Here is a 25,607-nt window from a genome sequence, read left to right on the forward strand (position 1 = left end):
GGCAACGATTTGGGGTTTAGCGTGTTCTCCTGGCGGGCGGAAGTCCGGCCCGGCGTCTGGGTGGCCTTCACCGACGCCGGGGCCGGAAACCTGGCGCTCCATGTCGGCGACGATCCGGTGGAGGTCCGGCACCGGCGTGCGGGCATCGAAGCGGCGCTGGGACTCGGCGGCCGGCCCTTCCGGTACATGAACCAGGTCCACGGCAGCGACGTCGCCGGCATTGGCGTGGCGGCTGCCCCTGGCGGCGGTGTTGACGCCCCGGGAACTGACGCCCCGACCGCTGACGCCATGGTCTCCCTCGGGGAACCCCTCGCCGTGATGGTGGCCGACTGTGTGCCGGTTGTCCTGGTCGGGGACAGGGCCGGGGGCGGAACCCCGGTCCTCGCCGTCGTCCATGCAGGGCGCCCCGGCGTCGCATCCGGCGTCGTCCCCGCGGCCGTGGCGCGAATGCGCGACCTCGGTGCGGCGGGGCTCAGCGCCTGGATCGGCCCGTCCGTCTGCGGAGGATGCTACGAGGTTCCCGAGGACATTCGCGCCGACGTGGCCGCCCGCGTTCCCGCTGCCTGGTGCACAACCTCCCGCGGCACGCCGGGCCTTGACCTGCCGGCCGCCGTCCGCAGCCAACTGCAAGACGCGGACGTGAGTGTCGAATACTCTGGCAACTGCACCCTGGAAGACGAGAACCTGTTCTCGTACCGCCGCGAACCGAACACCGGACGATTCGCCGGACTGGTGTGGACGCTTCCGTCGACGGTCAACGATGGGCGATCAGGCGGGCCAGCCGATGAATGAACAGCAGCACCCCGGTGTTCAGCCCCCCGGTGTTCAGCCGGACACTGTTCAGCCAGACACTGATGAGCCAGGCGGCGGGCAGCCCGATCCCCGGCTGGAACAGCTCCGGGAGCGGCTCGCTGCCGTCCGGGAGCGGATAGACAACGCCGTTGCCGCCGCCGGGCGTGCGGCCCGGCCGCCGCGGCTGATCGTGGTCACCAAGTTCCACTCCGCCGAGGATGTCCGACGGCTCGCCGCCCTTGGCGTCACCGACGTCGGGGAGAACCGGGATCAGGAGGCCTCGGAGAAGGCGGCGCAGCTCGAAGACCTTGGCCTGAGCTGGCATTTCGTCGGCCAGCTCCAGAGCAAGAAAGCCAAGTCTGTGGTGAAGTACGCGTCTGCCGTGCACTCCGTGGACCGGGAGGGGGTGGCGTCCGCACTCGGCAAAGCGATGGCAGCCGAAAGCGAACGCACCGGGCGGGCGCCGCTGGACTGCTTCATCCAGGTCAGCCTCGACGACGACGCCGGCGCCCACCGCGGCGGCGCGGCCCCGAACGAGGTGCCCGCACTGGCCGAACAGCTGGCTGGTGCTGCGGGACTGAGGCTCGCCGGCGTCATGGCCGTAGCCCCGCTCGGGGCGGATCCGGCCGCTGCCTTCGAGAAGCTCGCAGGCATTTCCGGGCGGCTGATCGAACAATTTCCGGACGCCACGGGCATTTCCGCGGGCATGAGCCAGGACCTGGAACAGGCCGTCCGGTTCGGGGCGACACACCTTCGCGTTGGCTCCGATATTCTCGGTCCGCGTCCGGCGTTGCGGTAGGTTCAACGTATTGGAAGGTAATGGCGGGGATTCCAAGGCTGTTAAGTCGTTGATCGGCCCGCTCACGGACACGATTAGGAGTCGACCATGGCCGGCGCTCTGCGCAAGACAATGATCTATCTTGGGCTCGCCGATGGCGATGAACATTACGAGTCCGAGCACCAAACATCGCATAAGGATGAGGACGATTCCATGGAGCATGACCGCGAGGAACGCCGTGCCCCGGCGCCCGTCCGCGAGGCCCCCAGGGAAGAGCCCTACGCCGCTGAAGAGGAATATCGCGCACCTGTGACACCCATCAAGCGAGCGGCATCGAGCCGCGAAGAGCCCACCGGACTCCGCCAGATCACCACGATCCACCCGCGGTCCTACAACGATGCCAAACTCATTGGTGAAAGCTTCCGTGACGGCATTCCCGTCATTATGAACGTCACGGACATGGGGGAGGCGGACGCCAAGCGCCTCGTCGACTTCTCCGCCGGGCTGGTCTTCGGACTGCGCGGCAGCATTGAGCGCGTGACCAACAAGGTCTTCCTGCTGTCGCCGTCGTATGTTGAGGTTATCGGCGATGACAAGAAGGTCAGCGAGACGCAGGCGAGCTTCTTCAACCAGAGCTAGTCCGGGATTTTTCGGCCAGGATGCCAGGCAGGGACACCCTGTCTGGCATCGCTGCTGAATTATCCGTGTTGAAATAGAGGCGTAACTATCACGAGGACACTGCGGTATCCGGAATGAACATGGAGATATGAGTTAAGTCATGGGAATTGTTTTCGGACTTGTCTATATCGCGCTGCTGTTGTTCTTTGTTGCCCTCATCGTCCGGCTGGTCTTCGACTGGGTGCAGATGTTCGCACGGAGCTGGCGGCCGCGCGGCGTGGCGCTCGTCACCGCCCATGCTGTGTATTCGGTCACAGACAGACCCGTCAAACTGCTCCAGCGGCTGATTCCGCCGCTGCGGCTCGGCGGATTATCCCTGGACCTCGGATTCCTGCTCCTGTTCGTGGCTGTCACCATCGCCATGGCCGTAGCCAAGTTCCTGGTGTTCTCCCAGCCGATCGCGGCGTAGCCGGGCGGCGGACACGGTCCGCAGCCGAAACAGATAGAAACTCCGGTTTGACACTGCGGTGTTGAATTAGAGGAACCAGACCATATTTAGGTACCGTAGTTTTGACGGCCGGAAGGCCTACTGACTAACTAGACCAACGAGGTGACCAGATGGCTTTGACGCCAGAAGACGTTGTCAACAAGCGCTTTCAGCCGACCAAGTTCCGCGAAGGCTACGACCAGGACGAAGTTGATGACTTCCTGGACGAGATCGTCGTCGAACTGCGACGCCTGAACCAGGAGAACGACGAGCTGCGCAAGAAGCTCGCCGAATCCGGCGCCGGCACGCCTGCCAGCTCCGCCGCCGCGGCTCCCGTCGTGGAAAAGGTTCCGGCACCCGTCAAGGCCGAGAAGGAAGACCGCGCCAAGGCAGAAGCCGAGGCCAAGGCCGCTGAGGCTGCCAAGGCTGCTGAGCTTGCCAAGAAGAAGGAAGCCGAGCAGGCAGCCGCCCCGGCCCGCGGCGCCGCTACTCCGGCAGCCGAGTCCGCCGCCGGCCTGCTCGCCATGGCGCAGCAGATGCACGACAAGCACGTCGCGGACGGCGAGCAGCAGCGCGACAAGATCATCGCCGAAGCGCAGATCGAGGCCAGCAGCCTCGTCAACGACGCCCAGGAGAAGTCCCGCAAGATCCTCGGTGCCCTCGAGCAGCAGCGCTCCGTGCTGGAACGCAAGGTTGAGCAGCTCCGCGGCTTCGAACGCGACTACCGTTCACGCCTGAAGGCCTACATCGAGGGCCAGCTGCGCGACCTGGACGCCCGCGGCTCCGTGGCTGCCCCTGAGGTTGAAGCCAACAGCTAGGACGTTAAGCAAGTATTCTGAAAGCCGGTGGCTGAGGATTCCTCGGCCGCCGGCTTTCGGCATTAACCGCAGGTTCCGCCGGCGGCAGTGCCCCAGTACCCAGCTCCCAGTGCCCGCACTGGCCCGTGAACGAAAGCCTTATGACTGACGCACCCTCACCCGACGCCGTGCAGCCCGCTGAGTCCGCCCCGGCGGGTACCCCCAAGCCGCGGCCGCGGCGGGCCCTGCTGCTTTCCGTATTCTTTGGCCTGGCGGTGTTCGCCTACGTCTTCGACCAGCTGACCAAACTGTGGGTGACCGCCAACATGACTGAGGGGGAGCGGATCCCGGTGCTGCCTCCACTGCTCCACTGGTACTACATCCGGAACTCCGGCGCGGCCTTCTCGATCGGCGAGAACGTCACCTGGGTGTTCACCATCATCATGACCGCCGTCGCCATTGCCATCCTGCTGCAACTGCGGAAACTCGGGTCAATCTGGTGGGCCCTGGCGCTCGGGCTGCTGCTCGGCGGCGCCCTTGGCAACCTCACGGACCGGCTGTTCCGCGAACCGTCCTTCGCGATGGGCCATGTGGTGGACTTCATCCAGCTGCCGAACTTTGCGATCTTCAACATCGCCGACTCGGCCGTGGTGTCCTCCGTGGTGATCATCTGCCTGCTCACGCTGCGCGGGATCTCGCTGGACGGCTCACACCTTACGAAAGACACAGTGAAGCATGACTCCTGACATGGCGCCCGGCCACACGGCCCCCGAGGACCTGACTCCTGAAGACCTGACGCCGGCAGGTCCGCAGGAACGCGTCCTGCCGGAAGACGTCCTGCCGGAGGACCGCCTGGAGGAAGACATCGACGGTGACGCCGGGGGCGGAACGGGCGCGACGCCGGCGTCGTCCTTCCGTTTCGTGGTGCCGGATGAACTGGCGGGGAGCAGGGTGGATGCCGGACTGGCGAAGCTCATGGACATTTCCCGTTCCCAGGCCGCCGCGCTGATTGCCGAGGGCAACGTCAGCAGCAAGGACAAGGCGGTCGGAAAGTCGCTCAAGCTTGCCCCCGGCGCCGTGCTCGACGTCGTCGTCCCGGCACGCCGGGACCCCCTGGAAGTTGTGGAGGAAGTAGTGGAAGGCCTGAATATCCTGCTGGACGATGACGAGTTCGTTGTCATCGACAAACCGGTCGGTGTGGCCGCGCACCCCTCACCCGGCTGGGTGGGGCCCACCGTGGTCGGTGGCCTCGCCGGCCTCGGCTACCGGATCTCCACCTCCGGGTCGCCGGAGCGCGCGGGCATCGTCCACCGGCTCGACGTCGGGACCTCCGGGGTGATGGTGGTCGCCAAGACCGAAGAGGCGTACACGGCGCTCAAGCGCGCCTTCAAGGAACGCACCGTGGACAAGGTCTATCACGCGGTCGTCCAGGGCCTTCCGGACCCGCTGGCCGGCACCATTGATGCGCCGATCGGCCGCCACCCGGGCCACGACTGGCGCTTCGCCGTGATCGAGGACGGCCGGGATTCCATCACGCACTACGAGGTCCTGGAGGCGTTCGGGAAGGCATCGCTCGTGGAAGTCCACCTCGAAACCGGCCGCACGCACCAGATCCGCGTCCACTTCTCTGCCCTGCGCCACCCCTGCGCCGGTGACCTGACCTATGGTGCGGACCCGCGGCTCGCCGCCACGCTGGGACTCACCCGGCAGTGGCTGCACGCCCGGCAGCTGTCCTTCGCCCACCCCCGGACGGGGGAGCAGGTCACCGTCACCAGCGAATACCCGCAGGACCTGCGGTTCGCGCTCGAAGTCCTGGAGTCCGGACAGGCCTGAGCGGCCGCCCGGTCCGGCTGCCCTGATCCGGGCGGAGTCGCGCCTGGCCGGAGTGCCGCGCTGAAACGTTCGTGCACGGCACTAGAATGATTCGGTGACTTCCAGCAACAACTCGTTCGTTCATCTCCACAACCACACCGAATACTCGATGCTGGACGGTGCCGCCCGGCTCGGGGAGCTGTTCGACGAAACCGAACGGCTGGGCATGCCCGCCCTGGCCACCACCGACCACGGCTACCTCTTTGGCGCCTTCGATTTCTGGAAGCGGGCCACGGACCAGGGCATCAAGCCCATCATCGGCGTCGAGGCCTACGTCACGCCGGGCACGGCGCGCGGGGACAAGACCCGCGTCCGCTGGGGCGAGGAAAACCAGCGCAAGGACGACATCTCCGGCGGTGGCTCCTACACCCACATGACGCTGCTCAGCTACAACAACGTGGGCATGCGGAACCTGTTCCGGGCGTCCTCGATCGCCTCACTGGACTCGGTCTTCGGCAAGTGGCCCCGGCTCGACCGGGAACTGCTGAACACCTACTCCGAAGGCCTGATCGCCACCACCGGCTGCCCGTCCGGCGAGGTCCAGACGAGGCTCCGGCTTGGCCAGTACCGGGAAGCCGTCGAGGCCGCCGCCGAGTTCCGCGACATCTTCGGCGCCGAGAACTACTTCTGCGAACTCATGGACCACGGGCTGGACATCGAGCGGCGCGTCACCGGCGACCTGCTGCGCCTGGCCAAGGAACTGAACCTGCCGCTGGTGGCCACCAACGACCTGCACTACACGCACGAGCACGACGCCAAGGCACACGAGGCCCTGCTGGCCATCCAGTCCGGTTCCACCCTCCTGGAGCCGACCTACGACAACGGCGGATCCCGGTTCGCCTTCTCGGGCAGCGGCTACTACCTGAAGTCCCCGCAGGAGATGCGCGAACTCTTCCGCGACCACCCCGAGGCGTGCGACAACACGCTCCTGATCGCCGAGCGCTGCGAAGTTTCCTTCAACACCGGCGCCAACTACATGCCCCGGTTCCCCTGCCCTGAGGGTGAAGACGAAACGTCCTGGCTGGTCAAGGAAGTCGACAAGGGACTCCAGTACCGCTACCCCAAGGGCATCCCGGACAAGGTCCGCACCCAGGCCGACTACGAACTCGGCGTCATCAATTCCATGGGGTTCCCGGGCTACTTCCTCGTGGTGGCGGACTTCATCAACTGGGCCAAGAACAACGGCATACGGGTGGGGCCGGGACGTGGCTCCGGCGCCGGGTCCATGGTGGCGTATGCCATGCGCATCACCGACCTCGATCCGCTGCACCACGGCCTGATCTTCGAGCGCTTCCTCAACCCGGACCGCGTCTCCATGCCCGACTTCGACGTCGACTTCGATGACCGGCGCCGCTCCGAAGTGATCGACTACGTCACGCGCAAATACGGCGACGAACGCGTCGCGATGATCGTCACCTACGGCACCATCAAGACCAAACAGGCCCTCAAAGACTCCTCGCGCGTGCTCGGCTACCCGTTCAGCATGGGCGAGACGCTGACCAAGGCGCTGCCGCCGGCCGTGATGGCCAAGGACATCCCGCTTGCGGACATCCAGAACAAGGACTCCAAGCGCTACAGCGAGGCCGGTGACTTCAGGCAGCTGATCGCCACCGACCCGGAAGCCGCCAAGGTGTTCGAAACGGCCCTTGGCATCGAGGGCCTGAAACGGCAGTGGGGTGTCCATGCGGCCGGCGTGATCATGTCCTCGGACCCCATCATCGATGTCATTCCGATCATGCGCCGCTTCCAGGACGGCCAGGTCATCACCCAGTTCGACTATCCGACGTCCGAGGGCCTCGGCCTGATCAAGATGGACTTCCTCGGCCTGCGGAACCTCACGATCATTTCCGACGCCCTCGAGAACATCAAGATGAACCGCGGCGTGGACCTGGACCTGGAGTCCCTGGAGCTCGACGACGCGGCGTCCTACGAGCTGCTGGCCCGCGGCGACACCCTGGGCGTTTTCCAGCTCGACGGCGGCCCCATGCGGTCGCTGCTCAAGCTGATGAAGCCTGACAACTTCGAAGACATTTCCGCCGTACTGGCGCTCTACCGTCCGGGGCCGATGGGCGCCAACGCCCACACCGACTACGCCCTGCGCAAGAACAAGATCCAGGAAGTCATCCCGATCCACCCGGAGCTCGAGGAACCGCTCGCCGAGATCCTGGGCGGGACGTACGGCCTGATCGTGTACCAGGAGCAGGTCATGGCCGTGGCGCAGAAGCTCGCCGGCTACACCCTGGGCCAGGCCGACATCCTGCGCCGCGCCATGGGCAAGAAGAAGAAATCCGAGCTGGACAAGCAGTTTGCCGGCTTCTCCCAGGGCATGCAGGACAACGGCTACTCGATGGCAGCGGTCAAGACGCTTTGGGACATCCTGCTGCCCTTCTCCGACTACGCGTTCAACAAGGCGCACTCGGCCGCCTACGGCGTGATCTCCTACTGGACCGCCTACCTCAAGGCCCACTACGCGCCGGAGTACATGGCCGCCCTGTTGACTTCCGTCGGCGATGACAAGGACAAGTCGGCCATCTACCTCAACGAGTGCCGGCGCATGGGCATCACGGTGCTGCCGCCGGACGTCAACGAGTCCGCGCTGAACTTCACCCCGGTCGGCAACGACATCCGCTTCGGCATGGGCGCCATCCGTAACGTCGGCGTCAACGCCGTCGAAGCCATGGTGGTTGCGCGGGAGAAGGAAGGCGCCTACACGTCCTTCAAGGACTACCTGATGAAGGTCCCGGCCGTGGTGTGCAACAAGCGCACCATCGAGTCCCTAATCAAGGCCGGCGCCTTCGACTCCCTGAACCACCACCGCCGCGCCCTGGCGATGATCCACGAAGAAGCTATCGACTCCGTCATTACGCTCAAGCGCAACGAGGCGATCGGCCAGTTCGACCTCTTTGCCGGCTTCGATGAGGCCGAATCCGAGGCGTCCCTGAGCATCGAGATCCCCGACCTTCCCGAATGGGAGAAGAAGGACAAGCTGTCCTTCGAACGGGACATGCTGGGCCTCTACGTCTCGGACCACCCCCTGCAGGGGCTGGAGGGGCTGCTGAGCCAGCACGCCGACCAGTCCATCACCTCGCTCATTGCCGAGGACGGCCCGCACGACGGCGCCATCGTCACCATCGCCGGCATGATCACCTCCCTCAGCCGGCGGATCGCGAAGGCCAGCGGCAACGCCTACGCCCGCGCGGAGATCGAGGACCTGGGCGGCTCCGTCGAGGTTATGTTCTTCGGCCAGGTCTACGGCCCCATCGCGTCCGTACTGGCCGAGGACCTGATCGTGGTGGTCAAGGGCCGGCTGCAGCGCCGCGATGACGGCGCCGTAGCCCTCAACTGCATGGAACTCTCCGTCCCGGACCTCAGCGAGGGGCTCAACGGGCCGCTGGTGATCACCATGGCGACGCACAAGGCGACCGAGGCCGTCGTGACCGAACTCGGGGACGTGCTGCGGACCCACCGCGGCAAGTCCGAGGTCCGGCTGCACCTGCAGGGCGACTCCCGAGTGGAGGTCATGGGCCTGCCCGTGCACCTGCGGGTCAACCCGAGCCCGTCACTGTTCGGGGACCTGAAGGTGCTCCTCGGCCCCACCTGCCTGGACAACTAGGAGCGGCCGGCGGCAGCCCGCCCGCCGGGGTGACAGTTCGTCGAGGTGACAGTTAATGCCCATGCCCCTCAGGGACATGGGCATTGACTGTTACCTCGGCGTTGCCGCTCAGATCTCGTAGTCGAGCGGTGCCGGCTGGCCGTACGCGCCGGAGTGGTAGAGCAGGGGAGCGCCGTCGGTGCCCACTTCACCTTCGACGACCTCGACCACCACCACGGCGTTGTTCTCGAAGGAGAGCCGCATCTGGACCTTGCCGATCAGCCAGCCGGCCACGCCATTGAGGACCGGCACGTCATGGGGCCCGAGCGCCCAGTGATCGCCCTCGAAGCGGTTGCTGGTCCGCGCAAAGCGGTCGGCCAGCTCCTGGTTGTCCAGCCCCAGCATGTGGACGCCGATGTACGTGGTGTTGGCCACGGCCGGCCAGGAGCTGGAGGTCCGGGCCATGTTGAAGGTGAACCGGGGCGGCTTCGCCGAGAGCGAGGCCACGGAGGTCGCTGTGAAGCCATAGGGTACCCCGTTGAAGTTGGCGGTGATGATGGCCACCCCCGCCGCGTGCCGCCGGAACATCTCCCGGAAAGTTCCCTCGAAGGCTTGGTCCTCTGTGGCCACTGCTATCCATCTCCCTGCTGCACGTGTGTGGTGTTCCTACCCTGCCAGCGTATTCCGCTGGCGGCGGGCCGCGGTACTTGTGTATCCGACGGCGTCATCTGGACTCATACGGGGACGCGCGGTGTCATGTGCCGGCGGACGCAAAGCTTGTTAAGGTTTGTTCCATGACACAGCCCGCAGTGCACGGCCAGTTCCCGCAGGACGCCCCGCTCGACGCCGACCAGGCCGAGGGCCGGACCGCCGCCCATGATCCGGCCCGGGGTCCCGGGCCGGAGGCCGCCCCGGACCAGCCGGCACTTGCCGCGACCCGCCGTGCCGTTACGTGGCGGAAGGCCGCGGTGATCGCAGCTGCCGGCATCCCGGTGGGGCTGCTGTGGTGGCTCCTGGCCCCCTCGGGCCTGAATCTGCTCTCCGGCAATCCTGAACTGCGGGGCGGGAGCAACACAGAGGGGTGGCTGCCGCGGGACCTGGTACTGGCGGGACTGTTCCTGCTCGCCGGCTGCATTTCAGGCGCAGTGGCATCCGGCAGCAAGAACGCCGAACCGTCCGGGCGGGACGTTCTTCTGGCGGTGGGTGCCGGGGCGGTGGGCGCCCTCGCAGGTTGGGGTACCGGCGTGCTGTGCGGTCTGTGGTGGGCAGCGCCGGAGGTCACCTCGGCCAATGCCAGCATCGCCTTTTCCCTGCGGTCCCTCGCCGTGCTGGCGATCTGGCCGGCCGCCGCCGCACTCACCCTGTTCCTGAACACCGTGTTCGCAACGCCGAAGCCCGGGGCCAAGAACGCGGCCGCGGAACAGCCTTCCACGCAAGCCTCCGAGTAACAGGGGCGGGACTCCCCGGGGCGGCACGTAAAATGAACGGGTGACCCCTTCAGCTGACAGCACTGTGCCCGCCAAAACTGTGCCCTCGAATACCGTGCCCGCCATTGCCGTGCCCTCCGTTACCGAGCACCCGGTCTCCGTCGATCTCGACTTCCGGACCGTCGATCTGCGCGGCCAGCGGCTTACCCTGGCCGGTCTCCGCGCCGCTGTGCCCCGGGCACAGGCCGGCACCATGGCAGATGCCGAGCAGAAGGTCCTGGACATCATCGACGCCGTCCGCACCCGCGGTTTCGAAGCACTCAGCGAGCTGGCCAGGACCTTCGACGGCGTCGAGCAGGTACACCCGAGGGTCCCCGCCGAAGCGCTGACGACGGCCCTCGCAGGGCTGGATCCCGCAGTGCGGGCGGCACTGGAAGAGTCCATCAGGCGTGCGCGGCAGTTCGCCGACGCCCAGCGTCCGGCCGACACCGACGTCGAACTCGGCGAAGGCGCGGTGGTCAGCCAGAACTGGGTCCCCGTGGCGCGGGTGGGCCTCTACGTTCCCGGCGGCCTGGCCGTCTACCCGTCCTCCGTGATCATGAACGTCGTCCCGGCCCTCGCGGCCGGCGTCGAATCCATCGCCCTGGCCTCACCTCCGCAGAAGGACTTCGGCGGGCTCCCGCACCCCACGATCCTTGCCGCAGCGTGCCTGCTCGGGATCGACGAGGTCTACGCCATTGGCGGCGCCCAGGCCATCGCGGCCTTCGCCTACGGCATCCCCGCCGCAGGGGACAACGCCGGACTGGACCCGGTGGACGTCGTCACCGGCCCGGGCAACGTTTTCGTCGCCACGGCAAAGCGCCTGGTCAAGGGCGTCGTGGGCATCGACTCCGAGGCCGGCACCACCGAGATCGCGATTCTCGCCGATGCCACCGCACAGCCGGGACTGGTCGCCGCCGACCTGATCAGCCAGGCCGAGCACGACCCCAAGGCGGCGTCCGTGCTGATCACGGACTCCGAGGCCCTCGCGGCCGCCGTCAGGGTGGAGCTGGACCGCCAGGCGTCAGCGACCAAGCACGGCCTGCGGGTCCGCGAGGCCCTCTCCGGGCCGCAGTCCGGCGTCGTGATGGTGGACGACCTCGAACAGGGCATCGCGGCGTGCAACGCGTACGCTGCCGAACACCTGGAAATCATGACGGCGGACGCGGCCGCCGTCGCGGGCCGGATCCGCAGCGCCGGTGCAATCTTCGTGGGGGACTACAGCCCGGTCAGCCTGGGCGACTACTGCGCCGGCTCCAACCACGTGCTGCCGACCAGCGGCACGGCGGCGTTCTCCTCGGGGCTGAACGTGACCACTTTCCTCCGCGCCATCCAGGTGGTCAACTACACCCGCGCCGCCCTCGAGGAGGTCAGCGGGCACATCGTCAGCCTGTCCGGGGCGGAGGACCTGCCGGCCCACGGTGAAGCTGTCACGGCCCGCTTCACAGCTGGCCCCTGACCACAACATGTAGTAATTACAGGCTTGTTATTCAGCTACATCTAGTCGTAGACTGGTCCCGTAGGCGCCGCCAGGGTGCCTGGCTGTTAAGGTGACCCGGCTCTTAAATTGAACCGGCTTCTCAGACGGTGTCCAGCCATGCGACAGGGGAGGAAACGACGTGTATTGCCCGTTTTGCCGGAACCCTGATTCCCGCGTGGTGGACAGCCGGATCGCCGACGACGGCTCAGCCATCCGGCGCCGCCGGCAGTGCCCCGAGTGCGGACGCCGCTTCACCACTGTTGAAACCACCAGCCTTACGGTGATCAAGCGGTCCGGCGTCGGCGAGCCCTTCAGCCGGAGCAAGGTCATCAACGGCGTCCGCAAAGCCTGCCAGGGCCGTCCCGTCACGGAAGACGACCTGGCAATGCTGGCGCAGGAGGTCGAGGAAGCCATCCGGGCCTCCGGCGCGGCGGAGATCGATGCGCACGAGGTCGGCCTGGCCATCCTCAACCCGCTCCAGAAGCTGGATGAGGTCGCCTACCTTCGCTTCGCGAGCGTCTACCAGGCCTTCGAATCCCTCGAGGACTTCGAAGCCGCTATCTCCCTGCTCCGCCATGAGGCCGCGACCAAGGGGCGCGAAGGCACCAGCCAGCAGAAGAGCCCGCTCTAGTTCTGCCCACACACTCCGGTGGTGGCAGCGGAGGGGAAGCCGCAGCCACCACCGGCACCAACTTCCCGTTTAGCCCCGCGACGGCAGGATGAAGCCGCCGGGGCAAACAACCGTCAGCGGCCGCCGGAGACCGGCAGCACGGCCCCGGTGATGTAGCCGGCCTCGCCGGAGAGCAGCCAGAGCACGGCGGCGGCTACTTCATCCGGTTCGGCGCCCCGGCCCATGGGGATCGTGGGATTGAGCCGCTCCACCCGGTCCGGCATCCCCGCGGCCGCATGCAATCCAGTGTTGGTGCTGCCCGGCGCCACACAGTTCACCCGGATGCCCTGCGCGGCGACCTCGGCCGCGAGCCCCGCCGTCAGCACATCGACCGCACCCTTGGACGCCGCATAGTGCACCCAGGTTCCCGGCGAGCCTGCCTTGGTGGCGGTCGAGGAGATGTTGATGATTGAGCCGCCGCGGCCGCCCCGCTCCGTGCTGAGCCGCCTCACGGCCTCCTGGCAGACATAGACGACGCCGGCGACATTGACATCGAGCACGCGCCGGACGGTCGCGGCCGGGACGTCCGTGAGGGGGCCGATCAGGTTGCCGGTGATGCCGGCGTTGTTCACGACGGCGGCCAGGGTCCCGAGGGCAGCCGCGGCGTCGAACAGCCGTACGACGGCGGCCGGATCGCTGACGTCCGCCTGGACGGCCACCGCCTCGCCTCCGTCGGCAATGATGCCTTCCACAACTGAGTCCGCGCCGGCAGCGTCGGCGGAATAATTCACGACGACGGCATACCCGGCCCGGGCGGCACGAAGCGCCACCGCCGCGCCGATGCCCCGGCTGGCGCCCGTGACGATGACAACCCCGGGCGCCGGTTCCGTCATGGTGCTACTTGGCCAGTTTGTGCTTCAGTGCGATCTCAAGGGCCGCGCCGACGATGCCGGCGTCGTTCTTGAGCTCCGCCGGAACAATCGGCGTGCGCAGCTGCAGCCGCGGCAGGTATTCGTCGGCGCGCTTGGAGATGCCGCCCCCGATGATGAACAGTTCGGGGGAGAAAAGGAACTCCACATGGGACAGGTAGCGCTGCAGCAGCACGCTGTACTCTTCCCAGCTCAGGCCATCCCTTTCGCGGGCCACCGCCGAGGCCTTGGACTCGGCGTCGAACCCGTCGATCTCCAGGTGCCCCAGCTCGGCGTTCGGGACAAGCTTGCCGTCGAAGATAAAGGCGGAACCGATCCCGGTGCCGAGCGTGATGACCAGGACGGTCCCCTTCACGAACTCGCCGGCGCCGAACCGCGCCTCCGCGAGGCCGGCGGCGTCGGCGTCGTTGATGACCTCCACGGGGCGGCCCAGCCGCGCGGTCAACATGGCGTCAATGTCCATTTCCAGCCACGACTTGTCCACATTGGCGGCGGAGTGGACCACGCCGTGCTGGATGATGCCGGGGAAGGTGACGCCCACGGGCGAGTCGGGGGCCGGCGCGTCGGGCCGGGCGGACAGCGCGGCCACAACCTGGGCCACGACCTCGGCCACGGATTCGGGCGTGGAGGGCTGCGGGGTGGGAATGCGCAGGCGGTCGCCGATCAGCTTGCCCTTCTTCAGGTCCACGATCCCGCCCTTGATCCCGGTACCGCCGATATCAATGCCGATCAGCGGGGCGTTCTTCTTCGACTTCTCGTCCTTCTTGGCCAATGGAGTTCCGTTCGTGGCAGGGGGCGGGGCTGGCGGGGTGCGGCCCAGGGCCGGCGGGTGAAGACCGGAATCTTCTGGTGGGGCGGGAATCAGGGCAGGGTCAGGACTTCGGCGCCGGACTCCGTGACAAGCAGGGTGTGCTCGAACTGCGCGGTGCGTTTACGGTCACGGGTGACGACGGTCCAGTCGTCGGACCACATATCCCAGTCCACGGTGCCGAGCGTCAGCATGGGCTCGATCGTGAAGACCATGCCGGTCTCAATGACCGTGTTGTACGCGGGCGCTGCATCGTAGTGGGGGATGATCAGGCCGGTGTGAAACGCTTCGCCGACGCCGTGGCCCGTGAAGTCGCGGACGACGCCGTAGCCGAAGCGCTTGGCGTAGGACTCGATGGTGCGGCCGATCACGTTGATTTCGCGGCCCGGTGCCACGGCGCGGATGGCGCGGTTCAGGGACTCCTGCGTGCGCTCGACGAGCAGCCGGGATTCCTCGTCGACGTCGCCGACCAGGAAGGTGTAATTGGTGTCCCCGTGCACGCCGCCGACGAAGGCCGTGATGTCGATGTTGAGGATGTCCCCGTCCCGGACCACCGTGGTGTCCGGGATGCCGTGGCAGATGACTTCATTTAAGGACGAGCACAGGGATTTGGGGAATCCCCGGTAGCCGAGGGTGGAGGGGTAAGCGTTGTGGTCGAGCAGGAACTCGTGGCCCACCCGGTCCAGCTGGTCAGTGGTGACGCCGGGCTCGATGTGCTTGCCGACCTCAACGATCGCCTGGGCGGCAATCCTCGAAGCGGTGCGGATTTTCTCGATGGTCTCAGCCGTCTTGACCTCGGAGCCGGTGAACTTGGCCGGTCCGGGCTTGCCCACGTATTCGGGGCGCGGGATCGACGCCGGAACGGGGAGTTGCGGGCTGACTGTTCCCGGGACCAGGGTGCCGATGGGTGCAGTCGAGGCTAGAGAAGGCATAGATTGATCATATAAGGCGATGCCGGGGGCAGATAAACAAACGCCAAGAATCATCAGCGTAAGGAGCTTTCATGCCGGAGTACTGGTACAACGTCAACACCCACGAGGTCGAAGAGGACGCCATGTCCGACTGGAGCCAGCTGATTGGCCCCTACAAGACGCGCGAAGAAGCCGAACACGCCCTGGAGAAGGTCAAGGCCCGCAATGAAACCTGGGAAAAGGGCGACGAGGACAATTAGCACCGGCGGATGAACGGACTGATCCTGGTCAACGGGTTGCCGGGGTCCGGCAAGACGACGCTCGCCCGTGAACTGTCGGCCGTCCTGGAGCTGCCGCTGTTCTCCAAGGACGCCTGCAAAGAGGGCTTGTGGGACAGCGCCCGGCCGCCCGGCGCGGCGGAATCGACGGCGCTGGGGCGCCGTGCGCTGGAGCTCATGTGGGCGGGGATCGCCGCCGCATCGGGGCCGGCCGTCGTCGAATCCTTCTGGTTCGCGCCCCGGGACCTGGAGTATCTGCGCGCCGATCTCCGGAACGCCGGCGGGACGGCGGCGGCAGAAGTCTGGTGTGTGCTGGATCCGGCCACGGCGAGGCAGCGCTGCCGGAACCGCGAACGGCATCCCGTGCACCACGCCGCACACGACGACGATGAGCTGTGGTCCCGGTGGGTCCGGCAGGCGGGTCCACTGGGGCTGGGACCGGTCCTGGAGGTCAACACCGAGGGCCCTGTCGACGTCCCGCCGCTGCGCAGGCAGCTGGAATCCCTGCTGGTCCCCGGGGACTGATTTTCTCACCCGGTGCGGATGAGGGCCGGCCGGTTATGCCCGGCCATACTGGGGAAATGCCGACGAGCGTCACCCGCAGCCGCGGCGTCCGAATCACCGACCTGGCCAGGCTGGCAGCCGCCTGGGCTGCCTCGACCGTGGCACTCATCGTCACCGGCGCGCTGGTGCCGGGATTCTCTGCAACGAGCTGGTGGGATTACGCCGCCGTGGCGGCGGCGGCCGGAATTGTCGGACTGGTCTTCCGGCCCCTCCTCGTGGAAATCTCGGCCAGGGTGGGCTGGCTGGCCGTGCTGCTTGCCGCCCTGCTGGGGCAGGCCCTGATCATGTACGCCGCCATCCGCCTGGTGCCCGGCATTGAATCGACGCCGTGGACCGCCTTTGTCGCCACCTGGGTCAGTGCCGCCGTGGGCACGCTCCTCTCGTGGACCACCACGGCCGGAACGGATGACGGCCTTATTACCTCGTTGGCCGGCAGGACACGCCGGCAACCAGCGCTGACTGATCCGGAGGTCGACGGCGTGCTGTTCGTGCAGCTCGACGGTGTCCCCTTCCCGGTCCTTCAGTGGGCGGTCCAGTCCGGGGGAGTGCCCCACATCCGGCGCTGGCTTTCCTCCGGCGAGTACACGCTCCGCGAATGGACTCCCCAGCTGCCATGCACCACGCCGGCCAGCCAGATGGGCATTCTGCACGGCACAGTTGACGGGATCCCCGCCTTCCGGTGGTACGACCGTGAGCTCAACAGGGTCCTCGTGGCAAACCGCCCGGCAGACGCCCGGGTGATCGAGGGCCGGCACAGCAACGGCCGCGGCCTGCTGTGCGACGACGGCGTCTCCATCTCGAACCTGTTCACCGGTGACGCGGCCAGGTCCCTGCTGACGATGAGCAGGGTGGAGATTAGCCGCGGCTCCACTCAGACCCGGCGTGCCTTCGCCTGGTTTTTCACCTCGCCGAACGGGTTCATGCGCAGCTTTACCCGGACCGTCGGGGAGATCCTCAAGGAGCGGTGGCAGGCCCGGCGGCAGGTCAAGCGTGACCTCGACCCGCGAGTGCACCGGGACTGGACCTTTGCCCTGCTGCGGGCCGTAACCAACGGAATCCTGCGTGACCTGAACACCGCCCTGGTGGCAGAGGAGCTGCATCGCGGCACGAAGTGCATCTACGTCGACTACGTTGACTATGACGAGATCGCCCACCACGCAGGCATGTTCCGGCCCGAGGCGCTCGCCTCCCTGGATGGCCTGGACCGCACGCTGGGGTCCTTGGCCCAGCTCGCCGGTTCTGCTGCGCGCCGCTACCGGCTGGTGGTGCTCTCGGACCACGGCCAGTCCCAGGGCACGCCGTTCGCCGACCGGTATGGCCAGACGCTCGGCGACCTGTGTGCGGAACTCATGAAGGAGACCGTGCAAAATGTTGACGCGTCCGTCGAAGGTCTGGGGCGCGCGGACTCCATCGCGGGCGACATCGCGACTGGAGGTTTGACCGGGAAACTCGCCGTCCGCGCCGGGGAGGGGCTGGCCAAGGCGCAGCATACCCAGACGTCGGCGCCCGGGGACGGCGCGGAGGAGCCGGTTGTGGTGCTGGGCTCCGGCAACCTGGGCCTGGTCTACGTGCGGGGTGACCGGCGCTGGACGCTTCAGGGCCTTGCGAAGGAATGGCCGGCCCTGGTGCCGGGCCTGGCCGGCCATCCCGGAATCGGGTTCGTCGCCGGCATCGATGAGGAAGGCCGGGCGTGGGCGGTCGGGAGCAGCGGGCGCCGCAACATTGGCAGCGGTGACGTGGAGGGGACGGATCCGCTGGCAGACTTCGGGTTCCACGCCCCGCGGGTGCTGCTGCGCGCCCTCCGGCAGCCCGAGGCGCCGGACCTTTACGTCAACAGCACGGTCGATCCGATGACCAACGACGTCGCTGCGTTCGAGGGGCTGGTCGGATCCCACGGAGGCCTCGGGGGCTGGCAGGACCGTGCGGTGCTGCTGGGCCCGGCGGATCTTATGGCCGGGCTGCCGGAGCGGATCGAGGGTGCCGATGAGCTCCACCGCGTGCTGGTGGCGATGCTTGAATCCTGTGGCCAGCGCGCCATGGTGCGGGATGCCCCGCCCTAAGGAGTGCGTGCGTGTTGAGGCCGGTTCAAGGCCTTGAGCTCACGCGGGGGCAACCCATGACTGGCCAGGTGCAAGGACGACGGCCGTGCAGCCCGGTGCCTGCTCCGCCACGGCCTCGGCAAACCGGCGTCCGGGCAGCTCAAGCCAGCTCCGGGCGAAGTGTGTGACAAACGGCGGGTGCAGGGTCCCCCAATGCACGGGTATGGCGAACCGGGCGCCGCTTAAGGCGACGGCCTGTGCGGCCGTCTCCGGGGTCAGGTGGCCGGCCGAGAGCCTGGGCCCCCACCCCCAGACCGGCACCAGCGCAACATCGATGGTGCCGCCCGCCATCGCGGGGATCGCGGCCATCGCCGGAAACAGCCCCGTGTCGCCGGCGATCCAGGCGGTACCCGATGCGCCCCGGACCAGCTGGCCGTTGGCGGCGTTGGGACGGTGCGGCATGGGGCGCTGCCGGTGGTCGGCGGGTACCTGGCGCACCTGGATCGTGGCGGTCATGTTGCCTGCTGCGGTCCAGGAGTCCCCCAGGGGAACAGTGTCCGGCAGCCGTCGTCGTCGTAACCAGGCGACGTTCGCCGGGTCGCTCATCAGGGTTGCTCCGGGCAGCATACGGAGGGAGCGCAGTTCGGCGTGGTCGTGGTGCAGATGGGAGAGGAGCACGACGTCGGACCGGCTCCAGGACGCCGGGTCCGGCCGGGGCGCCAGGCGCCGCAGCAGTCCGGCGTGGGGGCGTAGCAACGGATCGGTCAGGATCCGGACCCCGTCAAGGTCCAGCACCACCGAGGAATGGCCCAGCCACGTGACTCTCATGGACGCACGGCTGATCGCGGCGCGGCCCCTTCCCAGTTCAGCTCAGGCCATCGCCTTTGCCTTGAGGGAATCGAACTCGGCCTGGTTGATGGCGCCCGAGTCGAGCAGTGCCTTCGCATCGGAGATCTGGCTGGCCGGGCTGGTCGACTTGCCGGCCACCTGCTGGATGTAATCCTGCTGGGCGGCCTGCTGTTCGGCTATTGCCTTCATCTGCCGGCCGGCCATGCTGCGACCCCGGGCGATCAGGTAGATGAGCGCGCCGAGCCACGGGACGAAGATCAGCAGTATCGCCCAGCCTGCCTTGCCCCAGCCGCTGAGATCGGGGTCGCCGAACAGGTCAAACAGGCAACGGAACCACACCATCAGGGCGGAAATCCAGATGAAGAACCAGAAACTCCACAGCAGGATGTCCCAGAAGTTAGTCGAAATTGAGCCCATGGCTACTCCTCCACTAGTGCCCGCCGGTGTCCGGCCCGTCGCTTCGCGCACGAAGCGGGCAGGAACGGCGGAACATCTGCCGGGGCCCGATGCAGGCCCTTAATGGCCAGACTGCCCGGGCGCGCGGAACTCCGCATCGTTCGAAAAGGATGAGGTGGCCCGGCCAACCCGCGGCCGCGGCCGGGAGGCCGGCCCGCGGTGATGGCCTAGAAGGAGTGCTCGGGGCCGGGGAACTGGCCGGAGCGCACGTCCTCCCCGTAGGCTTTCGCGGCGTCGCTGAGGGAGGTGCGCAGGTCCGCGTACTGCCGGACGAACTTCGCCATCCTGCCGCCCCGCAGGCCGGCCATGTCCTGCCACACCAGCACCTGGCCGGTGGTCGCGTTGCCGGCGCCGATGCCGACGGTGGGGACCTCGACGGCGGCGTCCACGGCCGCCGCCGTCTCCGCCGGAACCATTTCCATCAGGACGCAGAACGCGCCGGCGTCGGCCAGGGCGACGGCGTCGTCGATCAGCCGCTGGGCGTCATCGCCGCGGCCCTGGACCCGGTAGCCGCCGAGGGCGTGCTCGCTCTGCGGGGTGAAACCGATATGCGCCATCACGGGAATCCCGGCCTGGACCATGGCCCGGACCGTCTCCGCATAGAACTTGCCGCCCTCGATCTTGACCGCGTGGGCGAGCCCTTCCTTGAGGAACCGCACACCGGTGGCCACGGCCTGCTGGGCGGAGACCTCGTAGCTGCCGAAGGGCAGGTCGGCCACCACCAGGGCGCGCCGGGCCGAACGGGTGACGGCGCGGCACAACGGGAGCAGTTCGTCCACGGTGACGGGCAGGCTGGTTTCGTTGCCGAACACATTGTTCGAGGCCGAGTCGCCGACGAGCAGGACCTCGATGCCGGCCTGGTCGAAGATTTCCGCCGTGTACTGGTCGTAGGCCGTCAGCATGGCAAACCTCTCACCGTTGAGCTTCGCCTGGTGCAGGTGGTGGGTGCGGATCTTCGTCACCGGCTTCCGCCCGCCAGGTGCCGCTGCAGTTTCCGACGTCGCACCGGCGGGCTGCGCGGGGCCTGCGGCCGAAGGACCGTTGCCGTAGGGTGCCGCAACTTCGGCTGCGGGCATGCTGGAATCGGGGCTTTTGCTTGTGGCCATGGCACGAGCGTAGTGCGATACCGCGCGTCCTAGCTACCGGGCCCCGGACGCCGGCCGGTGAATCACATCACACGGTCGGGTGAACAGCCTCCGTCGCGGGTCCCGGTGCGCAGGCTTCCGGCTACCGGATCCCCGGACGTTATGTTAACGCTGTGTTACGTGAGTCGGCTGCTCCAGCAAACGATGGCAATGATTAGTAAAGTGAATCCTGAGCAGCTGCGGGACCCATGCCTGGCGGGAGTCAGGACGGGCCCGGGCACGGACGTTGAACCCGGAAAGAGGCCACTATGGACCGCCAGCAAGAGTTTGTCCTGCGGACAATCGAAGAGCGCGACGTGCGGTTCGTGCGGCTGTGGTTTACCGACGTCGTGGGCTCGCTGAAGTCCGTCGCGCTTGCCCCGGCCGAGGTTGAAGGCGCTTTCGAGGAAGGCCTGGGCTTTGACGGCTCCTCGATCGAGGGCCTCGCCCGGGTCTTCGAATCCGACATGCTGGCCCAGCCGGATCCCGCCACCTTCCAGATCCTGCCCTGGCGCGGCGAGACGGAAGCGACGTCCCGGATGTTCTGCGACATCCTGACCCCCGACGGCGAACCCTCCGCCGCGGATCCGCGCAACGTCCTCAAGCGCAACCTGGCCAAGGCCGCCGACATGGGGTTCACCTGCTACACCCACCCCGAGATCGAGTTCTACCTGCTGAAGTCCCAGCATCCGGGCCCCGACGGCGCCCCCGTGCCGGTAGACGAGGGGGGCTACTTCGACCACGTCCCGGGCGGCGTCGCCCAGGACTTCCGCCGCACCGCCGTCACCATGCTCGAATCGGTCGGCATCTCCGTGGAGTTCAGCCACCACGAAGCCGGCCCCGGCCAGAACGAAATCGACCTGCGCTACGCGGACGCGCTGCAGACCGCCGACAACATCATGACGTTCCGCACCGTGATCAAAGAGGTTGCGCTGCAGCAGGGCACCTACGCCACCTTTATGCCGAAGCCGTTCACGGCCCACCCGGGCTCCGGCATGCACACGCACTTCTCGCTCTTCGAGGGCGACACCAACGCCTTCTACGAAGCCGGTGCCGAGTTCCAGCTGTCCGAGACAGCACGGCAGTTCATCGCCGGCATCCTCAAGCACGCCCCGGAGTTCACCGCCGTCACCAACCAGTTCGTGAACTCCTACAAGCGGTTGTGGGGCGGGGGAGAAGCCCCCAGCTACCTCAGCTGGGGCCACAACAACCGCTCCGCCCTGGTCCGCGTCCCGCTGTACAAGCCCGGCAAGGGCCAGTCCGCCCGCATCGAGTACCGCGGCATCGACTCGGCGGCCAACCCCTACCTGGCCTACGCCGTGCTGCTGGGCGCCGGGCTCAAGGGCATCGAGGAGGGCTACCAGCTCCCCGCCGCCGCCGAGGACGACATCTGGTCGCTGAGCTCGGCCGAGCGCCGCGCAATGGGCCACGACCCGCTCCCGGCCAGCCTGCACGACGCCATCCGCACCATGGAGGATTCCGAACTCATGCCGCAGATCCTCGGCGAGCAGGTGTTTGAGCACTTCCTGCGCAACAAGCGGGCCGAGTGGCAGGACTACCGTCTCCAGGTCACGCCCTACGAGCTGCAGCGCAACCTCGGCATCCTTTAGGCGTCCCGGGTGAGCCTGGCACGTCGTCTCATCGCCGCCGGTTTCAGCGACCTGGAGAAGGGCGAGCGGTTCCTCGCCGCCCCCGAACTGGAGGGCCTGGACCAGGACGTCCTGTTCGCCGGACTTCAGCTGGCCGCGAACCCGGACACGGCGCTGCAGTCCCTGGTCCGGCTTATCGAGAAGCACCCGGACCTGCGCAAGCTCGCGGCCGCGGAGTCCGAACGCAGCGAGCCGCTGTACCGGGTGCTTGGGGCCTCCGAGGCGCTGGGCGAGTTCCTGATCCGCCACCCCGAACACCTTGACGCCTTTGAGGTGACGGCCAGCCCGGAACCGCGCGCCGCGGACGCCGCCGTCCTGCGCGCCAGGCTGCTGCAGTCCGTGCGGGCCGATCCGAAATCGGGCCGGCCGGTCGCGGCGTTGACCGGGCAGGAAGGCTACGAGGCGCTGCGCACGGAGTACAGGCGCGGGCTCGTCGAACTGGCCATCAAAGACCTCTGCGCCGCCGACCCCCTGGACTTCATGCCCGCCGCGGGTGCAGAACTCGCGGATCTCGCCGGCGCCGCGATCGAGGCGGCCCTGGCGGTCTCCCGGGCCGAGGCCGCCGGGCACTTCAGCGCCACCGAGGTGGCCGACGTCGGGCTTGCCGTGATCGGCATGGGCAAATGCGGCGCCCGCGAACTGAACTATATTTCCGACGTCGACGTCATCTACGTGATCGAATCCGGCGAGCTGGACGATCCGCGGGCCAACACGATCGGCACCGCCCTGGCCTCCGGCATTTCCCGGGCGATCATGTCCATCGGCCGCGAACCCGGGCTGTGGGAGGTCGACGCCAACCTGCGCCCGGAGGGCAAGTCCGGGCCGCTGGTCAGGACCCTCGGGTCGCACGAAAGCTACTACGCCCGCTGGGCTGAGAGCTGGGAGTTCCAGGCCCTGCTGAAGGCCCGGACCATCGCCGGGGACACCGAGCTGGGGGCCCGGTACGAGGCCGCCGTCGCACCGCTGATCTGGTCCTCCGCCGGCCGGGAAGGCTTCGTGGAGTCCGTCCGTTCCATGCGCCGCCGGGTCACCGAACACATTCCCGCCGACGAGGAGCAGCGTCAGATCAAGCTGGGCCGCGGGGGACTGCGCGACGTCGAATTCACCGTCCAGCTGCTGCAGCTGGTCCACGGCAAATCCGACGAAACCCTGCGCTGCCGCGACACGACCTCGGCGATTGCCGCGTTGTCCGCCGGAGGCTACATCGGCCGCTCCGACGCCGCCGAATTCGACCGCGACTACCGCTACCTCCGGCTCCTCGAACACCGGATCCAGCTCTTCCAGCTGCGCCGGACCCACCTCATGCCGGTCAAAGACGACTCGCTGCGGGCGCTGGCCAAAGCAGTGCTGGGGCCGTTCTCCAGCGAACGGCCCAAACCTGACGCCCTGGCCGAGGCCTGGCGCAAGACCAAACGCTCCGTCCGCGAACTGCACGAACGCATCTTCTACCGCCCGCTGCTGAACACCGCGGCGGCGCTCAGCAGCGAGCAAGCCAGGCTGAGCCCGGAAGCGGCGCAGGGCCGCCTCGCAGCGCTGGGCTACCTCGACCCGAGCGGCGCGATGCGGCACATCGAAGCGCTCACCGGCGGCGTCAGCCGCCGCGCCGCGCTCCAGCGCCAGCTCCTGCCGATCCTGCTCGGCTGGCTCGCGGAGGGCGTGGACCCCGACGCCGGCCTGCTGGCCTTCCGCCGCGTCAGTGAAGCTCTGGGCACCACGCACTGGTATCTCGGCATGCTGCGGGACTCGACGGCGGCGGCCGAACGGCTCTGCCACGTGCTGTCCAACTCCCGGCTGATAGCAGACCTGCTGGAGGTTTCGCCTGAATCCGTGGCCTGGCTCGGTTCGGACAAGGACCTGGTGCCGCTGACGTTTGAGGCGCAATGGCTGGAGATCGTCTCCAAGATGTCCCGCCACGCCGAGCCGGAAAGCGCGATGCGCCTGATCCGGCTGATCCGGCGCCGCGAGATCCTGCGGATTGCGATCGCGGACAGCGCCGGGCTGCTGGACCAGGATCAGGTGGGCGCGGCGCTGGCCGACACCGACCGCGCCGCCGTCCTCGGCGCCCTCCGCGTGGCGGAAAACGTTGTCACCGCCGTGGAGCCGCTCAAGACCCACGTGCTGGTGGTCGCCATGGGGCGGCAGGGCGGCCGGGAGATCGGCTACGGCTCCGACGCCGACGTCATGTATGTGCACCGCGGACTGCCCGGCGTCCCGGAGGACGAGGCCCAGCAGCAGGCATTGCAGATCGTGAGCAGGCTCTCCAACCTGCTGACCCAGCCCCTCAAGCCCGCCATCCTCGCCGAGCGCGTCCTGATGGTCGACGCCGACCTGCGGCCCGAGGGCAAAAGCGGCCCGATGGTGCGGTCGCTGGAATCCTACGCCGAGTACTACCGCCGCTGGTCGCTCGTGTGGGAGGCGCAGGCGCTGCTGCGGGCCCGGCCCATGGCGGGCGACGACGAGCTGGCCGCAGACTATGTGGCGCTGATCGACCCGATCCGTTACCCCGAGACGATCTCGGAACAGGATGTGCGGGAGGTCCGCCGGGTGAAGGCACGGGTAGAGGCGGAACGGCTGCCGCGCGGCGCGGACCCCGCCCGGCACCTGAAACTGGGCCGCGGCGGCCTGAGCGACGTCGAATGGCTGGCCCAGCTGCTCCAGTTGCAGCACGCCGGACGCCACGCCGGCCTGCGGACCACGTCCACCGTGGAGGCACTCGAGGGCGCTGCCGCCGTCGGACTCCTTGAGGCGGGCGACGTCGTGATTCTGCTCCGGGCCTGGCGGCTCGCGAGCCGGATCCGCTCGGCCAACGTGGTCTGGACCGGGCGGGCGTCGGATGTCCTGCCGTCCTCCCGCCGGGACCTGGAAGCGGTCGCCCGCTGGTGCGGCTACGGTCAGGGCAACGCCGCAGAGCTTGAGGAGGACTACCTGAGGCTGAGCCGGCGGGCCCGGGGCGTGTTCGAACGGGTCTTCTACGGCCAGTGAGCGCCCCGCCGGCCTCCCGCCCGGAACCGGCGGGAGGGCCCGGGGGCTGACACCCCACGGACGCGGTGCTACCTTAGCCGGATGGCCAGAAAACTGTTTGTGAACCTCCCCGTCAAGGACCTCGACAAGACGGTGGAGTTCTTCACCGGGTTGGGGTTCTCCTTCAATCCTGACTTCACCGATGAGAACGCCACGTGCATGATCGTCAACGACGACGCGTTCGTGATGCTGCTGGTCGAGGCGTACTTCAAGACCTTCACGTCCAAGTCGGTTGCGGAGGTTTCCGCGGCCGCCGAGGTGATTATGTCCTTCTCGCTGGACAGCCGCGAGGCGGTCGACGAGCTCGTCCGGAAGGCACTCACCGTCGGCGGCTCACCGTCACAGGAAGCGCAGGACTACGGCTTTATGTATACCCACAGCTTCCAGGACCCGGACGGCCACCTGTGGGAAGTCTTCTGGATGGACCCTGCCGGACCGCCGAAGGACGCAGCACTCTAACCCGGCCGGCGGCACTCTCTGGCCCGGG

General features: G+C 67.7%; 24 protein-coding genes. 17 read left to right on the forward strand and 7 right to left on the reverse strand.

The genetic code is table 11. The features are described from left to right. The first annotated feature begins 21 nt into the window (after nt 1-21). From AB4Y67_RS08585 to dnaE, 8 genes are all read left to right on the forward strand, one after another. On the forward strand, nt 22-792 hold the full coding sequence (locus tag AB4Y67_RS08585; protein WP_441405356.1) for a polyphenol oxidase family protein: 771 nt from the start codon (nt 22-24) through the stop codon (nt 790-792). Next, a complete protein-coding gene (locus AB4Y67_RS08590; RefSeq protein WP_441405357.1) occupies nt 785-1,591 on the forward strand; it encodes a YggS family pyridoxal phosphate-dependent enzyme in 807 nt (268 codons plus the stop codon). The genes AB4Y67_RS08585 and AB4Y67_RS08590 overlap by 8 nt, the downstream gene beginning before the upstream one ends. An 87-nt stretch (nt 1,592-1,678) precedes the next feature. Continuing rightward, nucleotides 1,679-2,209, forward strand: a complete 531-nt coding sequence (locus AB4Y67_RS08595; RefSeq protein ID WP_441405358.1) for a cell division protein SepF — start codon at nt 1,679-1,681, stop codon at nt 2,207-2,209. 139 nt (nt 2,210-2,348) lie between these two features. Beyond that, nucleotides 2,349-2,657, forward strand: coding sequence for a YggT family protein (locus AB4Y67_RS08600; protein ID WP_441405359.1), 309 nt, complete (start codon nt 2,349-2,351; stop codon nt 2,655-2,657). Between the two features lie 149 nt (nt 2,658-2,806). Beyond that, nucleotides 2,807-3,493, forward strand: a complete 687-nt coding sequence (locus AB4Y67_RS08605; RefSeq protein ID WP_346926203.1) for a DivIVA domain-containing protein — start codon at nt 2,807-2,809, stop codon at nt 3,491-3,493. Nucleotides 3,494-3,633: 140 nt separating this feature from the next. After that, nucleotides 3,634-4,218 (forward strand): signal peptidase II, encoded by a 585-nt coding sequence (gene lspA, locus AB4Y67_RS08610; RefSeq protein WP_441405360.1) that lies wholly within the window; start codon nt 3,634-3,636, stop codon nt 4,216-4,218. Beyond that, entirely contained in the window at nt 4,208-5,305 is a 1,098-nt protein-coding gene (locus tag AB4Y67_RS08615; protein ID WP_441405361.1) for an RluA family pseudouridine synthase, read from the forward strand. The genes lspA and AB4Y67_RS08615 overlap by 11 nt, the downstream gene beginning before the upstream one ends. 94 nt (nt 5,306-5,399) lie before the next feature. After that, a complete protein-coding gene (dnaE, locus tag AB4Y67_RS08620; RefSeq protein WP_441405362.1) occupies nt 5,400-8,957 on the forward strand; it encodes a DNA polymerase III subunit alpha in 3,558 nt (1,185 codons plus the stop codon). Nucleotides 8,958-9,065: 108 nt separating this feature from the next. On the opposite strand, the gene AB4Y67_RS08625 is transcribed toward dnaE, so the two are convergent. Next, nucleotides 9,066-9,524 carry a flavin reductase family protein gene (locus tag AB4Y67_RS08625; protein ID WP_441405393.1) on the reverse strand — a complete coding sequence of 153 codons (459 nt, stop codon included), beginning with the start codon at nt 9,522-9,524 and terminating at the stop codon, nt 9,066-9,068. A gap of 206 nt (nt 9,525-9,730) precedes the next feature. On the opposite strand from AB4Y67_RS08625, the gene AB4Y67_RS08630 reads away from it, so the two are divergent. The 3 genes from AB4Y67_RS08630 (at nt 9,731) to nrdR (ending at nt 12,513) form a co-directional block, all read left to right on the forward strand. Continuing rightward, nucleotides 9,731-10,384 (forward strand): hypothetical protein, encoded by a 654-nt coding sequence (locus tag AB4Y67_RS08630; protein WP_441405363.1) that lies wholly within the window; start codon nt 9,731-9,733, stop codon nt 10,382-10,384. 109 nt (nt 10,385-10,493) lie between these two features. Then, entirely contained in the window at nt 10,494-11,861 is a 1,368-nt protein-coding gene (hisD, locus tag AB4Y67_RS08635; RefSeq protein WP_441405394.1) for a histidinol dehydrogenase, read from the forward strand. A 160-nt stretch (nt 11,862-12,021) separates the two neighbouring features. Continuing rightward, nucleotides 12,022-12,513: a transcriptional regulator NrdR gene (gene nrdR / locus AB4Y67_RS08640; protein WP_441405364.1), complete on the forward strand. Its 492-nt coding sequence runs from the start codon at nt 12,022-12,024 to the stop codon at nt 12,511-12,513. A gap of 113 nt (nt 12,514-12,626) precedes the next feature. Here the strand turns inward: nrdR and AB4Y67_RS08645 are convergent, their stop codons facing one another. The 3 genes from AB4Y67_RS08645 to map all read right to left on the reverse strand — a co-directional run bounded on the left by AB4Y67_RS08645 (nt 12,627) and on the right by map (nt 15,161). Further along, on the reverse strand, nt 12,627-13,385 hold the full coding sequence (locus tag AB4Y67_RS08645; protein WP_441405365.1) for an SDR family oxidoreductase: 759 nt from the start codon (nt 13,383-13,385) through the stop codon (nt 12,627-12,629). A gap of 4 nt (nt 13,386-13,389) precedes the next feature. Then, nucleotides 13,390-14,193, reverse strand: coding sequence for a polyphosphate--glucose phosphotransferase (ppgK, locus tag AB4Y67_RS08650; protein ID WP_441405366.1), 804 nt, complete (start codon nt 14,191-14,193; stop codon nt 13,390-13,392). Nucleotides 14,194-14,282: 89 nt separating this feature from the next. Continuing rightward, complete coding sequence (gene map, locus AB4Y67_RS08655; protein ID WP_441405367.1) at nt 14,283-15,161, reverse strand: type I methionyl aminopeptidase; 879 nt, start codon at nt 15,159-15,161, stop codon at nt 14,283-14,285. Nucleotides 15,162-15,232: 71 nt separating this feature from the next. On the opposite strand from map, the gene AB4Y67_RS08660 reads away from it, so the two are divergent. The 3 genes from AB4Y67_RS08660 to AB4Y67_RS08670 are packed head-to-tail and all read left to right on the forward strand — an operon-like array spanning nt 15,233 to nt 18,042. Next, nucleotides 15,233-15,400, forward strand: coding sequence for an SPOR domain-containing protein (locus AB4Y67_RS08660; protein WP_441405368.1), 168 nt, complete (start codon nt 15,233-15,235; stop codon nt 15,398-15,400). A gap of 9 nt (nt 15,401-15,409) precedes the next feature. Beyond that, nucleotides 15,410-15,943 (forward strand): AAA family ATPase, encoded by a 534-nt coding sequence (locus AB4Y67_RS08665; RefSeq protein WP_441405369.1) that lies wholly within the window; start codon nt 15,410-15,412, stop codon nt 15,941-15,943. A 56-nt stretch (nt 15,944-15,999) separates the two neighbouring features. After that, nucleotides 16,000-18,042: an alkaline phosphatase family protein gene (locus AB4Y67_RS08670; RefSeq protein ID WP_441405370.1), complete on the forward strand. Its 2,043-nt coding sequence runs from the start codon at nt 16,000-16,002 to the stop codon at nt 18,040-18,042. 39 nt (nt 18,043-18,081) lie between these two features. Here the strand turns inward: AB4Y67_RS08670 and AB4Y67_RS08675 are convergent, their stop codons facing one another. From AB4Y67_RS08675 to panB, 3 genes are all read right to left on the reverse strand, one after another. Beyond that, nucleotides 18,082-18,849 carry an MBL fold metallo-hydrolase gene (locus AB4Y67_RS08675; RefSeq protein WP_441405371.1) on the reverse strand — a complete coding sequence of 256 codons (768 nt, stop codon included), beginning with the start codon at nt 18,847-18,849 and terminating at the stop codon, nt 18,082-18,084. A gap of 42 nt (nt 18,850-18,891) precedes the next feature. Beyond that, on the reverse strand, nt 18,892-19,287 hold the full coding sequence (locus AB4Y67_RS08680; protein WP_441405372.1) for a PLDc N-terminal domain-containing protein: 396 nt from the start codon (nt 19,285-19,287) through the stop codon (nt 18,892-18,894). Nucleotides 19,288-19,493: 206 nt separating this feature from the next. After that, nucleotides 19,494-20,432: a 3-methyl-2-oxobutanoate hydroxymethyltransferase gene (gene panB / locus AB4Y67_RS08685; protein WP_441405373.1), complete on the reverse strand. Its 939-nt coding sequence runs from the start codon at nt 20,430-20,432 to the stop codon at nt 19,494-19,496. Between the two features lie 287 nt (nt 20,433-20,719). Here panB and glnA point away from each other — a divergent pair, with 287 nt between their 5' ends. From glnA to AB4Y67_RS08700, 3 genes are all read left to right on the forward strand, one after another. Then, nucleotides 20,720-22,060, forward strand: coding sequence for a type I glutamate--ammonia ligase (glnA, locus tag AB4Y67_RS08690; RefSeq protein ID WP_346926188.1), 1,341 nt, complete (start codon nt 20,720-20,722; stop codon nt 22,058-22,060). Between the two features lie 9 nt (nt 22,061-22,069). Then, nucleotides 22,070-25,081 (forward strand): bifunctional [glutamine synthetase] adenylyltransferase/[glutamine synthetase]-adenylyl-L-tyrosine phosphorylase, encoded by a 3,012-nt coding sequence (locus AB4Y67_RS08695; RefSeq protein ID WP_441405374.1) that lies wholly within the window; start codon nt 22,070-22,072, stop codon nt 25,079-25,081. An 81-nt stretch (nt 25,082-25,162) separates the two neighbouring features. Then, nucleotides 25,163-25,579: a VOC family protein gene (locus tag AB4Y67_RS08700; protein ID WP_441405375.1), complete on the forward strand. Its 417-nt coding sequence runs from the start codon at nt 25,163-25,165 to the stop codon at nt 25,577-25,579. Nucleotides 25,580-25,607: the final 28 nt, after the last annotated feature.

The organism is Arthrobacter sp. YAF17 (assembly GCF_052113365.1).
Classification (GTDB): Bacteria; Actinomycetota; Actinomycetes; order Actinomycetales; family Micrococcaceae; genus Arthrobacter.

Coding starts and splice junctions, on each gene's coding strand:
- AB4Y67_RS08590 (WP_441405357.1), top strand. CDS start 785: ATGAATGAACAGCAGCACCCCGGTGTTCAGCCCCCCGGTGTTCAGCCG.
- AB4Y67_RS08595 (WP_441405358.1), top strand. CDS start 1,679: ATGGCCGGCGCTCTGCGCAAGACAATGATCTATCTTGGGCTCGCCGAT.
- AB4Y67_RS08600 (WP_441405359.1), top strand. CDS start 2,349: ATGGGAATTGTTTTCGGACTTGTCTATATCGCGCTGCTGTTGTTCTTT.
- AB4Y67_RS08605 (WP_346926203.1), top strand. CDS start 2,807: ATGGCTTTGACGCCAGAAGACGTTGTCAACAAGCGCTTTCAGCCGACC.
- lspA (WP_441405360.1), top strand. CDS start 3,634: ATGACTGACGCACCCTCACCCGACGCCGTGCAGCCCGCTGAGTCCGCC.
- AB4Y67_RS08615 (WP_441405361.1), top strand. CDS start 4,208: ATGACTCCTGACATGGCGCCCGGCCACACGGCCCCCGAGGACCTGACT.
- AB4Y67_RS08625 (WP_441405393.1), bottom strand. CDS start 9,524: ATGTTCCGGCGGCACGCGGCGGGGGTGGCCATCATCACCGCCAACTTC.
- AB4Y67_RS08630 (WP_441405363.1), top strand. CDS start 9,731: ATGACACAGCCCGCAGTGCACGGCCAGTTCCCGCAGGACGCCCCGCTC.
- AB4Y67_RS08645 (WP_441405365.1), bottom strand. CDS start 13,385: ATGACGGAACCGGCGCCCGGGGTTGTCATCGTCACGGGCGCCAGCCGG.
- map (WP_441405367.1), bottom strand. CDS start 15,161: ATGCCTTCTCTAGCCTCGACTGCACCCATCGGCACCCTGGTCCCGGGA.
- AB4Y67_RS08660 (WP_441405368.1), top strand. CDS start 15,233: ATGCCGGAGTACTGGTACAACGTCAACACCCACGAGGTCGAAGAGGAC.
- AB4Y67_RS08665 (WP_441405369.1), top strand. CDS start 15,410: ATGAACGGACTGATCCTGGTCAACGGGTTGCCGGGGTCCGGCAAGACG.
- AB4Y67_RS08670 (WP_441405370.1), top strand. CDS start 16,000: ATGCCGACGAGCGTCACCCGCAGCCGCGGCGTCCGAATCACCGACCTG.
- AB4Y67_RS08675 (WP_441405371.1), bottom strand. CDS start 18,849: ATGAGAGTCACGTGGCTGGGCCATTCCTCGGTGGTGCTGGACCTTGAC.
- AB4Y67_RS08680 (WP_441405372.1), bottom strand. CDS start 19,287: ATGGGCTCAATTTCGACTAACTTCTGGGACATCCTGCTGTGGAGTTTC.
- panB (WP_441405373.1), bottom strand. CDS start 20,432: ATGGCCACAAGCAAAAGCCCCGATTCCAGCATGCCCGCAGCCGAAGTT.
- glnA (WP_346926188.1), top strand. CDS start 20,720: ATGGACCGCCAGCAAGAGTTTGTCCTGCGGACAATCGAAGAGCGCGAC.
- AB4Y67_RS08700 (WP_441405375.1), top strand. CDS start 25,163: ATGGCCAGAAAACTGTTTGTGAACCTCCCCGTCAAGGACCTCGACAAG.